The sequence below is a fragment of the Salinivibrio sp. HTSP genome, assembly GCF_003390965.1.
GTDB classification, from domain to species: Bacteria; Pseudomonadota; Gammaproteobacteria; order Enterobacterales; family Vibrionaceae; genus Salinivibrio; species Salinivibrio kushneri.
This window is the reverse complement of record NZ_PXUD01000027.1, coordinates 38053-52533: the sequence shown is the minus strand read 5'-3', so window position 1 is coordinate 52533 and position 14481 is coordinate 38053. Positions and strand designations below refer to the sequence as shown.

12 protein-coding genes are annotated in these 14481 nt (G+C 50.5%); 6 read left to right on the top strand and 6 right to left on the bottom strand.

Annotated features, from left to right (window positions below):
- Positions 1 to 50 precede the first annotated feature (50 nt).
- The 3 genes from C7A19_RS05775 to C7A19_RS05765 form a co-directional block, all read right to left on the bottom strand.
- Positions 51 to 1598: an alanine/glycine:cation symporter family protein gene (locus C7A19_RS05775; protein WP_116644424.1), complete on the bottom strand. Its 1548-nt coding sequence runs from the start codon at positions 1596 to 1598 to the stop codon at positions 51 to 53.
- A 237-nt stretch (positions 1599 to 1835) separates the two neighbouring features.
- Positions 1836 to 3002 carry an ATP-dependent RNA helicase SrmB gene (gene srmB, locus C7A19_RS05770; protein WP_235614269.1) on the bottom strand — a complete coding sequence of 389 codons (1167 nt, stop codon included), beginning with the start codon at positions 3000 to 3002 and terminating at the stop codon, positions 1836 to 1838.
- A 160-nt stretch (positions 3003 to 3162) separates the two neighbouring features.
- The gene (locus C7A19_RS05765; protein ID WP_162300249.1) at positions 3163 to 3867 is read right to left on the bottom strand and encodes a methyltransferase; all 705 of its coding nucleotides are present in this window, start codon (positions 3865 to 3867) and stop codon (positions 3163 to 3165) included.
- Positions 3868 to 4175: 308 nt separating this feature from the next.
- On the opposite strand from C7A19_RS05765, the gene brnQ reads away from it, so the two are divergent.
- Positions 4176 to 5480, top strand: a complete 1305-nt coding sequence (gene brnQ, locus C7A19_RS05760; protein ID WP_077486867.1) for a branched-chain amino acid transport system II carrier protein — start codon at positions 4176 to 4178, stop codon at positions 5478 to 5480.
- An 85-nt stretch (positions 5481 to 5565) separates the two neighbouring features.
- Here brnQ and fldB read toward each other — a convergent pair whose 3' ends face one another.
- On the bottom strand, positions 5566 to 6084 hold the full coding sequence (fldB, locus tag C7A19_RS05755) for a flavodoxin FldB (RefSeq protein ID WP_069362101.1): 519 nt from the start codon (positions 6082 to 6084) through the stop codon (positions 5566 to 5568).
- A 143-nt stretch (positions 6085 to 6227) separates the two neighbouring features.
- Here fldB and xerD point away from each other — a divergent pair, with 143 nt between their 5' ends.
- From xerD to C7A19_RS05730, 5 genes are all read left to right on the top strand, one after another.
- Entirely contained in the window at positions 6228 to 7124 is an 897-nt protein-coding gene (xerD, locus tag C7A19_RS05750) for a site-specific tyrosine recombinase XerD (RefSeq protein ID WP_162300251.1), read from the top strand.
- A 21-nt stretch (positions 7125 to 7145) separates the two neighbouring features.
- Positions 7146 to 8876, top strand: a complete 1731-nt coding sequence (recJ, locus tag C7A19_RS05745; RefSeq protein WP_116644420.1) for a single-stranded-DNA-specific exonuclease RecJ — start codon at positions 7146 to 7148, stop codon at positions 8874 to 8876.
- 94 nt (positions 8877 to 8970) lie between these two features.
- A protein-coding gene (gene prfB, locus C7A19_RS05740; protein ID WP_116644419.1) for a peptide chain release factor 2 occupies positions 8971 to 10069 on the top strand; the annotation gives its coding sequence in 2 pieces (ribosomal slippage) (positions 8971 to 9045 and positions 9047 to 10069; 1098 coding nt in all).
- Between the two features lie 26 nt (positions 10070 to 10095).
- Positions 10096 to 11604, top strand: a complete 1509-nt coding sequence (gene lysS / locus C7A19_RS05735; RefSeq protein WP_116644418.1) for a lysine--tRNA ligase — start codon at positions 10096 to 10098, stop codon at positions 11602 to 11604.
- A 235-nt stretch (positions 11605 to 11839) separates the two neighbouring features.
- A complete protein-coding gene (locus tag C7A19_RS05730; RefSeq protein WP_069362104.1) occupies positions 11840 to 13177 on the top strand; it encodes a sigma-54 dependent transcriptional regulator in 1338 nt (445 codons plus the stop codon).
- Between the two features lie 34 nt (positions 13178 to 13211).
- On the opposite strand, the gene C7A19_RS05725 is transcribed toward C7A19_RS05730, so the two are convergent.
- Positions 13212 to 13643 carry a PACE efflux transporter gene (locus C7A19_RS05725; RefSeq protein ID WP_077608222.1) on the bottom strand — a complete coding sequence of 144 codons (432 nt, stop codon included), beginning with the start codon at positions 13641 to 13643 and terminating at the stop codon, positions 13212 to 13214.
- Positions 13644 to 13726: 83 nt separating this feature from the next.
- Positions 13727 to 14446, bottom strand: a complete 720-nt coding sequence (locus tag C7A19_RS05720) for a GntR family transcriptional regulator (RefSeq protein ID WP_077459011.1) — start codon at positions 14444 to 14446, stop codon at positions 13727 to 13729.
- Positions 14447 to 14481: the final 35 nt, after the last annotated feature.

Genomic DNA, 14481 nt, shown 5'->3' with positions numbered 1-14481 from the left:
AGGGCGCTGGTGCGCCCTCCCTTTTTTACCATTGATTCTGTGTTTGAATCTTATGCCGTTGGATTGATAGGTTTGCCATCGGCATCGGTGGTTTCACTGTCTTGCTTGCCATTACGACGCGCCAGACGTTGTTCCCAGTAATCGGCATTTTTGATGCCAAGCTTAACGGGATCGAAGGTGTAGGTTTCTACCCCTCTGGCCTGTTGCTCTTCATAATCTTTTAGCGCCTTAAGGGCTGGCTTAGAGATAAAGAAGATGATGATGATGCCAACAATGTTTAACCACGCCATCAAACCCACACCGGCATCACCAAACGCCCAAGCGAGGTTAGCACTCCGCACACAGCCATAGAACACGGCGGACATTAGCACCACTTTCAGCGCAAACATCATCCCTGGCACCTTGATCGTGCGACGCAGGTAGGCAATGTTGGTTTCGGCAATGTAGTAGTAGGCTAAAATAGTGGTAAAGGCGAAGAAGAAGAGCGCGAAGGCGATAAAGGGTTTACCTAGGCCAGGCATCGCTGCTTCAATCGCCAGCTGGGTAAATTCAGGGCTATTTGCCGCGACCGAAGATGCCAAGTTTTGCACGATATAGGCTTCACCCGGACCATGGACGTTGTAAGCACCAGTAATGATGATCATAAACGCGGTTGCCGAGCATACCAGCAGGGTATCGATGTACACCGAGAAGGATTGCACCAAACCTTGCTGAGCTGGGTGGTCAACGTTGGCAGCAGCAGCAGCGTGTGGACCTGTACCTTGACCGGCTTCGTTGGAGTAAACACCACGTTTAACCCCCCAACCAATAGCTGCACCGGCACCTGCCATCGGTGTGAAGGCATCGCCGATGATCATAGAAACCACGGCGGGAATTTCACTGATGTTCAACAGAATGATCACAAACGCAATAATGATGTACGCCAGTGCCATAAAGGGCACCACGATTTGCGTAAAGTGGGCAATGCGTTTAACACCACCGAAAATGATGAACCCGAGCACGATAGAGATGAAGGCACCGGTAATCACTTTCGACACTTCAAGTGAACCAAACATCGCGGTATCAACCATGGCGCCAGAGCCAAACGCGGTTTCGACCGCATTACCAATCGCATTGGATTGTACCCCAGGTAGCATCACACCACAGGCGAGTAAGGTCGCGAGCGCGAAGAGGATGGCATACCATTTCTGTCCCATCGCTTTTTCGATGTAATAAGCAGGACCACCACGGAACTCACCATTGTCTTCTTCTTTATAAATTTGTGCCAAGGTTGATTCAGTGTAAGCGGTTGCCGCGCCTAGAAAAGCAACGACCCACATCCAGAATACCGCGCCAGGGCCACCAAAACCGATAGCGGCGGCGACGCCAGCGATATTACCTGTACCGACACGGCCAGAGAGTGATACTGCTAAGGCTTGGAAGGAAGAAATCCCTTTGGTTGAGCTTTTCCCTGAAAAGAGCAGTCGCCACATTTCGGAGAAGTGACGGATTTGAACAAAGCGCGTCAGTATGGAGTAAAACAGTCCCGCACCTAAGCAGGTGTAAATCAGAACGGGGCTCCATATGATGCTATTTAAGAAATCGACAAACGATTGCATAGTGAGTTCCTTCTACTGTGTTTGCATCATGTTTTGTTGTTATCGCAAATAGCATCTTAAACTGATTTTCAGTTCAATTGTTAATATTTTGTGTCTTTATATTGCGCGATGTGTGAATCTGATCGTTTTGTGCTCAACAAAATGGACGCCGATAGCGAAAAAAAGGAGGCCTTTACGGGCCTCCTTGAGTAATGCCTTATATATCAGCGAGTCAGTTAGGCTGATAGGTGTCTAGTTCTATTTGCGTTTTTTAGGCTTTTTGACTTTGCTCGAGTTTTTAACGTTTTGCTTCTTTTTTTTCTTCTTGTGCTCTGCTTTTTTATGTTTAGGCTTCAAGCCATCAATGGTTCGCTCTTTAATCTCTTCATCCATGTAGCGCGTGATCCTATCCATCATCGGTTGGTCATGGGCTTCGACCAGTGAAATCGCAGAGCCTTTCTTACCGGCACGTGCTGTGCGGCCTATGCGATGTAAGTACACATCGGCGGTTCGCGGAAGATCATAATTGATCACATGGGTAATATCTGGGACATCAATACCGCGTGCCGCGACATCCGTGGCCAGTAGGACCTTCACTTTTCCTTCGCTAAACCGGTTAATCGCATTGTTACGTTTCGCTTGTTGCATTTCACCTTGGATCCAGGCGCAATCCAGTTTTTGTGACTGCATATAATCACGAAGCTCCGCCAAGCGTTCACGTGTTTTAATAAATACAATCGCGCGCTCTGCCTGTTCGGTAACAATGGATGTAAGCAAGGCGCGTTTATGCTCCAAATCATCACAGCGGTGATACCACTGGGTGATTTTTTTACGCTCGCGGCGTGGCGGTGTCACATCCACCAGCTCAGGGTTATCTAGCAGATCCTCGGTAAAGCCTGCTACCCCGCGCCCTTCTAGTGTGGCGGAGAAGAGCATGGTCTGACGGCGGCGCTGGCACTCATCAGAGAGTCGATTGACCGCATTCGCAAACCCCATATCGAGCATCCGGTCTGCTTCATCTAAGATCAGGCATTCAACGGCGCGGCAATCGAATCGCTCAGCTTCAATGTACTCCATCAAACGGCCAGGCGTTGCCACCACAATATCCTGTGTTTTACCCAGCTGCTCCGCGTGCTCTTGGTATGAAATCCCGCCGGTGATGGTGAAGATCTTAAGACTGGTATTTTTCGCTAATGCGCGCGCTTCATCAGCTACCTGAATGGCTAACTCACGCGTGGGAGTGAGAACCAGTACGCGACCTGGCCCGGGTTTTTGCCGCGGAAAGTCGAGTAAGTGCTGCAACATGGGCAGCAAAAAAGCCGCCGTTTTGCCGGTTCCCGTTGGCGCGGAGGCAAGGATGTCACGTCCATCCATACCGTGGGGGATAACCTCAGATTGGATCAGCGTAGGGCGCTGATAGCCCATATCGTCAAGTGCACTGAGCAGTTCTGGATCCAGCTCGAGTTCGGCAAAGCTTCGCACAGGTAATTCTCCAAGGATAGTTAAGCGCGGTATTATAGACGCAAATAGTGTAAATGGGCAGCGCGCCCAAGGCCAATGATAGCGAGGCGCTGCTCGATTTGGCTTACGAGAGTTTAAGGTAAAATGCTCGCGTCAGATCGGCAAAAGCCTGCGTGTAGGTGCCATCTTGCTCGCGCACCGCGATCGTATCAGATCTGACCGCGCCCGTCGTCGGGCTTAGCGTGAATAATACGCGAGAGGGGGCTTTTTCCGGTGTGGGGCTGACCAAAACGCGACGCTGTAAGTAAAGCCCTTGTGCTTGTGCATTCTCAATGAATGCATTGGCTTCTTTGGTGGGCAAAATCAGATCCGCACACCCTGTGGGGGCGAGTAACCGCTTTAGACAGGCAATAAGCGCGGGATGGCTTAAGGTACTGGCATGTCTGGCAACGGCTCGTTGTGGGTTGCTTGAAAGCGCACCACTGGTGAAATAAGGGGGATTGCAGACAATATGTTGCCACTGTTCGCGACACGCAAAGTCGTTAATATCACCGTGGTGCAATTGGATTTGCGCGGCAAACCGTGACGCTCTCACATTTAACGTGGCGCAGTGAAAGGCGGACGGATCGTACTCGACCGCCGTCAGCGATAGATGAGCAAAACGTTGTGCTAACATCAGCGCTAACAAACCGGTTCCTGTCCCGATGTCCAAGCTGTTGCTCGCCGTCCCAGGCTGAGCCCAAGCGCCTAGCAGTACACCATCTGTACTGACTTTCATGCCACAATTGCCGTGGTCGATAACAAATTGTTTAAAGCGAAATTGGCTCATGTGTCCTGCACTCTGGCGACGTAGTGGCATCAAGAGTTAGCATTTTTGTCTTTTGTGTAACCACTATGTTATCGATATTGATCGTTAAAAAATACCATGGATAACATGATAGATAGTTTATTGAGCTGATTGTTATTGCTAAAGCAGAAGATCACAAGGTTTTTTGTCAATGCCTTTACTGTGACTATGAACTTCTTCATTATTCTGCGCTCTGCCCATCGTCTGAAACAAAATATTATAAATGAGAGTTTCAGCTGGGTGAAACATTATTGATTGCAAACACTATCTTCAAGCTGTAGGTATACATCGTGACTAAACGTTTAAAATTAGTAGATATTTTAGCGTTAGGTTTTATGACCTTTGCCTTTTTCTTAGGCGCTGGAAATATAATCTTTCCCCCACAAGCTGGCATGTTAGCCGGTGATCATTACACCGCCGCGATGATCGGATTTTTGATCACCGCGGTCGGTCTTCCTTTAATCGGTATTATTGCGGTTGCAGTGGCAGGCGGCGGCTGGAAGGGTCTGACCCGTGATCTGCCAACGGGGGTCGCGACACTGATGGCCGTGCTGATTTTTATCATTATTGGCCCTGCTTTTGCCGCCCCTCGCGCCGGACTCGTTGCCTATGAAATTGGTTTTAAACCGTTTTTATCTGCGCCAGGACAGTTAGAGTTGGGCGCTTTCTCTGTGGTCTTTTTTGCCGTCGCGATGTTTTTCTCGCTATCTCAAGGCAAACTGATTGATACCATCGGTAAGTTCTTGACGCCCCTGCTCTTCGCGGCGCTCGCGATTTTGGCTATTGCAGTGATCATCAATCCTCAAGGCGACGTGGTGGCCGCGCAGGGTAGCTATGTTGAAAACGCGCTGACAACCGGCTTTTTGGAAGGTTATAACACCATGGATACCTTTGCGGCCTTGATGTTCGGCATGTTGATTGTCGATGTGATCCGCAAAAAAGGTATCGAAGACAACAAAGCAACCTGCATGTATCTGATTTACGCCGGTATTATCGCCGCGGCTGGATTGGCGTTTGTGTACGTGTCGCTGTTCTATTTAGGCTCAACCGCCAGTGTGGTGGCGCAAGGGACGCAAAATGGCGGCGAAATCATGGCCGCTTACGTGGATGCACTGTTTGGCCCGGTCGGGCAAATGATCCTCGCGGCGATTATTGGCCTGGCGTGTTTGACCACTGTGATTGGGTTGGTGAGTGCGTGTGCCGATTACTTTAGCTCGCTCACATCATGGACGTATCGTCGCTGGGTGGTCGTCGTCGCGACTGTCTGTGCGGTGGTGGCCAATGTGGGTCTTAAACAGCTTATCGCTATTTCTATTCCTGTCTTATTCGCATTATACCCGGTTGCGATTGCACTGATTGGCTTGACCTTCATCCGTCGCTGGTTACCAAACCCAGCGCTAGGGTATCGCCTCGTATTGGGCGTGGCATTGCTGTTTAGCTTGCTTGATGCGGCAAAAGTCATGGGCGCTGACATGAGTGCCTTTAGCTTCCTACCGCTGTTTGATGTCGGTATGGCTTGGCTGCTGCCCACACTGGTGGCAATGGGCGTGGCAAAGTTTGTTGGATCACGTGCTAATGCGCTAGCGGAAGCCTAATCATGTTGACCGCGACATAGTCGTGAAGAAAAACCGCGCTGGTTGGGCGCGGTTTTTTATTTGAGGGGATTAAACAGGCCGCGTATCAGAGTAAAGCTTGGTACTCGACCAGCACTTGCTCGCACCAGTTTTGGATCCGTTCGTCACTGAGTTCGTACTCAGAGTCTTCATCAAGGGCAAGACCGACAAATTGCTTGCCGTCCTCAGTGACGGCTTTTGAGGCATCAAAACGGTAACCTTCGGTAGACCAGTAACCGATAAACTGTGCGCCACAGCCTTGTAGTTGCTGATGGAGCATGCCCATGGCATCCAGATACCATTCGGCGTATCCTTCTTGGTCGCCCAAGCCAAACAAGGCGATGACTTTGCCGTCTAGTTGGAGACTATCAATGTCTTGCCAAACCGCTTCCCAATCTTCTTGTAGCTCACCAAAATCCCAGGTTGAGATCCCAAGTAGCAGCAAATCGTAATCTGCCATTTTGGCGAGCGGTGTTTCTTTGACATTATGTAGTTCGACCAAATCATCACCGATAAAGTCACGGATTTTCTCCGCGGCCATTTCGGTGTAGCAGGTGGTAGAACCATAAAAAAGACCGATTTTCATAGCACGACTCGTTTGTGTGTCATGGGCGCAGTTTACCTGCTCAACGGTAATATGATCCAGCAACAGGAAGCGACATTTTGTATAATCGCGGCTGGCCGTGACCCAAGTGATGGGCGTGTTTTTTCGATTAATAACCAAGTGGGCTGAAGGTGACGAACAACATTGAACGCATCGAGCAATTTTTGGATGCTATGTGGATGGAGCGCGGGCTCTCCGAAAACACGTTAAATTCGTATCGCACAGATTTATTGAAGCTGTGCCATTGGCTCGATACTCGCTCGCTGGTAGCGGTGAGCAAGCAAGACTTACTAGATTACCAATATTGGCTACATGAGCAGGGCTACCAATCCAGCACGCGCAGTCGTATGGTGTCGGCGTTGCGTCGCCTATTCCAGTACTTGTATCGACAGAAGTTGCGTCCCGACGACCCCAGTGCCACTCTGATCAGTCCGAAACAGCCCAAGCGACTACCGAAAGATCTCACGGAGGATCAAATCGATGCACTATTAATGGCACCGAATACCGACGATCCGCTTGAGCTTAGAGACAAAGCCATGTTGGAGCTGTTATATGCGACGGGTTTGCGAGTGACAGAGCTTATCGGGCTAACTATGGAGAATGTGAGCTTGCGCCAAGGTGTGGTGCGAGTGTCTGGTAAAGGGGATAAAGAACGCTTGGTGCCGATGGGAGAGTCGGCCGTGGATTGGCTGGAGCACTATTTGGCGTATAGTCGCCCGCTATTGCTGGGCGAGACCAGTACTGATGTGTTTTTCCCAAGCAAACGAGCACGCCAGATGACACGGCAAACCTTTTGGCATCGCATCAAGTATTACGCGCAACTGGCAGGGATTGAGACCGATGATCTGTCGCCGCATGTTTTACGTCATGCGTTTGCGACTCACTTACTCAATCATGGGGCCGATTTACGCGTGGTGCAGATGTTACTTGGACACAGTGACCTATCGACGACGCAAATCTATACCCATGTGGCCACCGAGCGTTTGAAGCAGCTGCATCAAACACACCACCCACGCGGCTAACCGATAACTGGTGACAACTTCATGATAGAAATAAAAAGACGTACGCCGTCAGTGACACCGGCATTCAGCGATGCCATTCCGCCGCTATTGCAACGCTTATACGCTAATCGTGGTTTAAAGGAAGACAGCGAGCTTAACCGCAGCGTGGCTGGCTTGCATCAATATCAAGCGTTAACCGGGATTGATGCTGCCGTTAACTTGCTCGCCGAGGCGCTAAAGACCCATCAATCCATCTTGATTGTGGGTGACTTTGACGCCGATGGCGCGACATCGTCAGCGCTCTCCGTCAAAGCCTTACGCATGATGGGTGCCTCCCGCGTCGATTACCTGGTGCCAAACCGCTTTGACGATGGCTACGGCTTAAGCCCTGAGGTGGTTGACCAAGCCTCGGAGCGGGGAGCAGAGCTTATCATGACTGTGGACAACGGGGTGTCCTCGTTGTCAGGAGTGGCGCACGCCAAAGCGCTCGGTATGCAGGTGCTGGTGACCGATCACCATCTACCGGGTGAGACACTGCCTGAGGCCGACGCCATGGTGAACCCGAATCTGGATGACTGTGGTTTTCCCTCGAAGGCGCTTGCCGGTGTGGGGGTCGCCTTTTATTTGATGCTGGCGCTGCGTGCGCATTTGCGCGACCAAGGGTGGTTTGAGCAGCAGGGACTGGCCATCCCTAACTTAGCCGAGTTGCTGGATTTGGTCGCGCTGGGCACGGTCGCCGACGTGGTAGCGTTAGATGGTAATAACCGTATTCTTGTACATCAGGGGTTGCAGCGGATCCGCGCTGGGCGTTGCCGCCCTGGGATCCAGGCGCTTATCGAGGTGGCCAATCGCAACATGGCTACGCTTGTCGCCAGTGATTTCGGCTTTGCATTGGGGCCAAGGATCAATGCCGCGGGGCGTTTAGATGATATGGCGTTTGGGGTCGAGCTTTTACTGTGTGACAACATTCATGCTGCCAGACGCATGGCGTCTGAGTTGGATGCGCTCAATCAAACCCGCAAAGATATAGAGCAAGGCATGAAGCAAGAAGCCGTGGCTTGGTGTGAGCGCTTGATTGCCGAACAGTCCGAGCAAGAATTGCCGGTAGGGCTGGCGCTGTTTCAGCGTGACTGGCACCAAGGCGTGATTGGGATCCTCGCCTCGCGCTTAAAAGATCAATTTCATCGCCCTGTGATTGCGTTTGCCGATGGGGGGGATGGACTGATAAAAGGTTCAGCGCGTTCGATTCCGGGTTTGCATATGCGCGATACATTGGATCGGATTGATACCTTAAATCCCGGATTAATTAAAAAGTTTGGCGGCCATGCCATGGCGGCTGGACTGACCATCGACGAGGCACAGTTTGATGCCTTCGCCAAGCAGTTTGATGCGCAGGTGCGTGAGCAGGTCAGTGAGGACGACTTAAAAGGTGTCTTGTTAAGTGATGGTCCCTTACAAAGTCACGAGCTGGGATTAGAGACAGCCGAAACCATTCAAGCAGGCGGTCCTTGGGGACAAGGCTTCCCGGAGCCGCAGTTCGATGGCATTTTTAAGGTGCTGCAGCAAAAACTGGTGGGCGGCAAACACTTAAAATTGATGGTCGAGCCGGAAGGCGGCGGCACCATGATTGATGCCATTGCTTTTAACGTTGATTTGCGTCGCTGGCCCGATCCCAGTACCAAGACGTTACGACTCGTTTACCGCCTGGATATCAATGAGTTTCGCGGTAATCGTAGCGCCCAGTTGATCATCTCTCACCTTGAAGCCGCTTAAATATGCGGCTTTTTCCATCACGCCCTGTTTATTGGCGCGACAATTCGCTAAAATTCGGCGGTTAAATTTCCGCTAATAATGAAGATGCTTGACCATGTTTGAGATTAATCCAATCAAAAATCGCCTCGCCGATATCGCCGAACGTACCGATGTCCTCCGGGGGTATCTTTGACTATGATGCTAAAAAAGAGCGTCTAGAAGAAGTTAATGCCGAGTTAGAACAACCGGACGTGTGGAATGAACCACAACGTGCACAAGCGCTGGGTAAAGAGCGTGCTTCCCTTGAAGCGGTGGTGGAAACCATCGAGCAACTGACTCAAGGCGGCGAAGACGTCAACGAACTGCTGATGCTTGCGGTCGAGGAAGACGATCAAGAAACCTTTGACGAGGTGGAGCCGGAGCTGGTGGAGCTTGAAGCCAAGCTAACCAAGCTAGAATTCCGCCGCATGTTTTCTGGTGAGCACGATGCGTCTGATTGCTATATTGACCTGCAAGCCGGGTCAGGCGGTACCGAAGCGCAAGATTGGACCAACATGATGCTCCGCATGTACTTGCGCTGGGCGGATGCGAGAGGCTTCAAAGCTGAAGTGATTGAAGTGTCTGAGGGGGATGTGGCTGGATTAAAATCTGCCACGGTACGCATCACCGGTGAATACGCCTACGGCTGGCTACGCACGGAAACGGGCGTTCATCGTCTGGTGCGTAAATCGCCTTTCGACTCGGGGGGCCGTCGTCATACCTCGTTTGCCTCGGCGTTTGTGTACCCGGAAATCGATGACAACATTGATATCTATATTAACCCATCAGATTTACGGATTGATGTCTACCGTGCTTCTGGTGCGGGTGGGCAGCACGTTAACACCACCGAGTCAGCAGTGCGGATCACCCACGTGCCGACCAACACCGTGGTGCAATGCCAAAACGATCGCTCACAGCATAAAAACAAAGATCAGGCGATGAAACAGCTGCGTGCGAAGTTGTTTGAGCTTGAGCTACAAAAGCAAAACGCGGAAAAACAAGCCAACGAAGACGCCAAATCTGATATCGGTTGGGGCAGCCAGATCCGCTCCTACGTATTAGATGATTCGCGTATCAAAGACTTGCGTACCGGTATTGAAAACCGCAATACGCAGGCCGTTCTCGACGGCGACTTGGACAAATTTATTGAAGCCAGCCTCAAATCTGGCCTGTAATGACGAATTAATGTAAAGGGTTTTCTATGACTGACCAGTTACCAGATGAAAATAAGCTGATTGCCGAGCGTCGTGCCAAGCTCACTCACATTCGTGAAAATTGTAAGGCAAACGGCCATCCTAATGATTTCCGTCGTGAGCACTTAGCGGCTGACTTGCAAGCTGAATTTGGCGAGAAAGAAAAAGCGGAACTCGAAACACTGGACCACAAAGTGACCATTGCGGGCCGCATCATGGCTAAACGCGGTCCATTTATGGTGGTACAAGATGTCTCGGGCCGTATTCAAGCCTATGCGTCAAAAGACGTGCAAAAGGCGTTGAAAGCCGAGTACCAAGGCTTAGACATCGGCGACATCATTGGTGTTCACGGTGCGCTACATAAATCTGGTAAAGGCGATCTGTATGTCAACATGGAGCGCTACCAGCTGCTGACGAAAGCCCTACGGCCGCTACCGGAAAAATTCCATGGGCTAGCTGACCAGGAGCTGCGCTATCGTCAGCGCTATGTGGACCTGATTGTCAACGAAGAATCGCGTCACGCTTTCCAGGTACGCTCCAATGTGGTCACCGCCATCCGTAATTACATGGTGGATAAACACTTTATGGAAGTGGAAACGCCGATGATGCACGTCATCCCAGGCGGTGCTACCGCGCGTCCCTTTACCACCCACCATAATGCGCTTGATATCGACATGTACTTACGTGTGGCGCCCGAGCTTTATTTAAAGCGTTTGGTTGTCGGCGGCTTTGAGCGTGTGTTTGAAGTGAACCGTAACTTCCGTAATGAAGGGCTTTCACCGCGTCATAATCCTGAATTCACCATGATGGAATTCTATATGGCGTATGCCGATTACAATGATCTGATGGATCTTACGGAAGACATGCTCTCTCGCGTGGCGCTGGACGTGATGGGACAGTCTGTATTGCCTTATGGTGAGCATGACATTAATTTCGCAGGGCCTTATCCGCGAATGACCATGCTCGATGCTATCAAGCAATATAACCCTGATCATGCTGATATTCAGGCGCTGACGTATGAGACGGTACAAGATCGTGATCACCTTGCCTCGATAGCGAAATCACTCAAAATCAGTGTTGAGTCATTCTGGACGGCTGGACAGTTGCTGGAAGAGATCTTTGGTGAGACAGCTGAACCGCAGTTGATTCAGCCAACCTTTATCACCGAATATCCAGCCGATATTTCACCGCTGGCGCGTCGCAATGATGATAACCCGTTTGTGACCGACCGTTTTGAATTCTTCGTCGGTGGGCGTGAAGTGGCGAATGGCTTCTCGGAGCTTAACGACGCAGAAGACCAAGATGCACGTTTCAAAGCCCAGGTAGATGCCAAAGATGCCGGTGATGATGAGGCGATGTACTACGATGCGGATTACATCAACGCACTCGAGCATGGCTTGCCACCGACGGCGGGACAAGGAATTGGTATCGACCGATTGGTGATGTTATTCACCAACACGCATACGATTCGTGATGTGATCTTGTTCCCAGCCATGCGCCCACAGCAAGGCAGTTAATACTGGACAGACCACAGCACAAGCGGCTCAATGAGCCGCTTTTTTTGCGCCTTGCGTCGTTGTTTTCTCAAAAACCTGCGATATTTTATCTGGATTTTTCAGATATCTGGCTACAATTATCCGTATTACAACCCATCGTATGTCTCTTTATTGAGACAGATTAGAACTTGCCCTTCTTTATAATAGGGGCTTGATTCGCTGGCGAAAAAGACAGACTGGATGTAAGGCAGGTGTTATGGGATTCGATTCGGGGACTGACAAAACCTTGAGCTCACTCGTCGTTGTCGGCGGGACCTATGAGCCTTGGTTAGCGACCCTTGAGCAAGCTGGTTGGCATTGTCATCGCTGTTATGATTTGCGAGCCGCGCAGTCATTGCTACAAGATATCGGCCCTTGTATAGGTATTGTCGATTTAAGTCATGATGACTTTAGCCTTAATGGTGTGGCATCACTGGTTAACCGCAATAAACAGGTGCGCTGGCTAGCTTTAGTTAGAGAAAACCAACTGACGAACGAAGCCATTTGCCAGTTTATTGTTAGTTTTTGTATTGATTACTTCACCTCGCCCGTTCCTAACTCGCAGTTGATGAGCACCATTGGTCACCAATTGGGTATGTTGCGCCTTGAACGACAAGTATGGCCGCAACTGGGCGATCATAGCGATATGGGTTTGGAAGGCGCCAGCCCAGCGATGAAAAAGTTGCGTGATCAGGTCAGGCGTGTCGCGCCCACTGATGTGTCTGTATTGATAGCCGGCGAGAGCGGTACAGGCAAGGAGCTGGTAGCGCAAGCAGTTCATCATGCTTCAACCCGTGCAAAAGCGCGATTTGAGTCGATTAAATGCTCGGCGCTTGCCGACGAGCAAATGCAGCAAGCGCTATTGGGCGACGAGCATTCGCGTGGAAAAATCCGCCAATGCCATAAAGGCACCCTCTTTTTTGACGAGATTGGTGACCTGCCGCTGCATTTACAAGGGCACTTATTGCACTTGCTGCAAGAGGGCACCTTAGATATCAGCCATGACAAATACGAACACGACCTGGATGTGCGGGTGATTGCCTCGACCCATATGGATTTGGAGAAACGTGTGGCTGAGGGGCTTTTTCGTGAAGATCTGTATTACCGGCTAAATGTGCTGCGCATTAATATGCCTTCATTAAAAGACCGTCAGTCTGATGTACCTGATTTGGCAGAATACTTTTTGCTTAAGTTTGCACGTCAATACAACACACAAGCGAGGACGTTTTCCGACGAAGCCAAGCGTGTGTTGAGCAGTTACTCGTGGCCGGGTAATGTGCGCGAGCTGATTAATCAGGTGAAACGGGCAGTACTGTTGGCCGATCATCTGGTGATTGAAGCGGAGCACTTAGATCTTCCTCGTCAGGGAGATTATAAACAAAGCTTACGTAAAATCCGTGAAGAGTCTGAACGAGACGCCCTGATCGCCGTCCTTGAAGAGAATAAAGGACAAGTGTCGGCGGCGGCTAAAGAGCTTGGTGTGTCACGTGCGACTATGTATCGGCTATTGAACAAACACAACTTGATCCCCTCGCCGCGTACCTTCCGTCAGTAAATCACTTGTCCCCATGATGTTGAGGGCTGAAAACTCAGCCCTGCTGGGATTGCGCATTTGGGATTGGAAACAGGTAGTCGTAAAGCCAGTTATAAACAAATGCATACACAAGATAAAATAGGACTAGCCCGATATCCATACTGAGTGCTTGCCAAAAGTTCATCGACAGCCACCACATGATAAAGGGAATGGTCGCAATCAGCAGTCCGGCTTCAAAGATCACCGCATGCAGCAGACGCAGCGGTAAGGTTTTAAGCACTGAGCCCCGCCATGCCAGCATCGCTTTATCAAAGCCAATGTTGTAGACATAATTCCAAAGGGTGGCGAGCACCGAAAAAATCGCGCCCATGATCCCAAGGTGACCGATGTCCGCCCCGAGGATCCAATTGAGCCCCAAGACCACCAAGATCAAGCCCGTTAGTTCAAAACCGATAGCATGGCGCCATCTATCTGCTTTTGTTCGCATCAGATTTCCGGTTGCGATTGGATAATGCAGCAAGATTACACGTAATGACCAACAACGCAACCGAGACGCCTCCAGGTAACGAATTATTGTGGCGTTTGGCGGTGGGCGATGAATTCAAAGCTGTACTGATGCAAGCGAAAGTAGTTCACGGTATATTCAAACGGTGTCCCGTCGACAAGCTCACTGACGGATTCGACCCGCAATATGGGCGTATTTTCCCGGGTGTTGAGGCGCGCGGCGAGTGAGGTTGACGTACTATCTGGCCAGACACATTGGCGACTTTTCGCGATCTGCATCCCCTTATGTCGCTCGATATAGTCGTATTTTGATGTTTGCATCACTTCGATACTGAGATCGGTAAACATGGCCACCGGCAGGTAGGTGCACTCAAGGATTTCTGGCTCGCCATCAATCAAACGAAGACGTTGGATTTCATAAATCAACGTCCCTTCCTCCAAGTTCAATTTACTGGCAATGGTGTGGCTACAAGGTGACGTTTCAAATGCGATCACTTTTGAGCTGGGTGTTTTGCCTTGTGCGGAGACCTCTTCGATAAATCCCATCAGTTGAAAGGCGTTGTGCTGTGCTTTAGGGGCTTTTACATAACTGCCGCTACCTCGGACGCGGTAAAGCAGATCGTTATCAACCAACACCTTCATCGCCTTACGTATGGTGACGCGGCTGACGTCATAGGTAGCCTGTAGCGTGGCCTCAGTCGGCATCATCGCGCCCGGTGTGAGGGTGCCATCTTTAATCTGCTCAGTGAGTAAATCGGCTATTTGCATGTAGCGAGGTTTCAACATGTCGGCTCCTTTTGGCTGCATTCCCCATCATAACA

Excerpts from the sequence above, each read along its gene's own strand:
- C7A19_RS05775 (WP_116644424.1), bottom strand. The coding sequence starts at position 1,598 with ATGCAATCGTTTGTCGATTTCTTAAATAGCATCATATGGAGCCCCGTT.
- srmB (WP_235614269.1), bottom strand. The coding sequence starts at position 3,002 with ATGGGCTATCAGCGCCCTACGCTGATCCAATCTGAGGTTATCCCCCAC.
- C7A19_RS05765 (WP_162300249.1), bottom strand. The coding sequence starts at position 3,867 with ATGAGCCAATTTCGCTTTAAACAATTTGTTATCGACCACGGCAATTGT.
- fldB (WP_069362101.1), bottom strand. The coding sequence starts at position 6,084 with ATGAAAATCGGTCTTTTTTATGGTTCTACCACCTGCTACACCGAAATG.
- recJ (WP_116644420.1), top strand. The coding sequence starts at position 7,146 with ATGATAGAAATAAAAAGACGTACGCCGTCAGTGACACCGGCATTCAGC.
- lysS (WP_116644418.1), top strand. The coding sequence starts at position 10,096 with ATGACTGACCAGTTACCAGATGAAAATAAGCTGATTGCCGAGCGTCGT.
- C7A19_RS05730 (WP_069362104.1), top strand. The coding sequence starts at position 11,840 with ATGGGATTCGATTCGGGGACTGACAAAACCTTGAGCTCACTCGTCGTT.
- C7A19_RS05725 (WP_077608222.1), bottom strand. The coding sequence starts at position 13,643 with ATGCGAACAAAAGCAGATAGATGGCGCCATGCTATCGGTTTTGAACTA.
- C7A19_RS05720 (WP_077459011.1), bottom strand. The coding sequence starts at position 14,446 with ATGTTGAAACCTCGCTACATGCAAATAGCCGATTTACTCACTGAGCAG.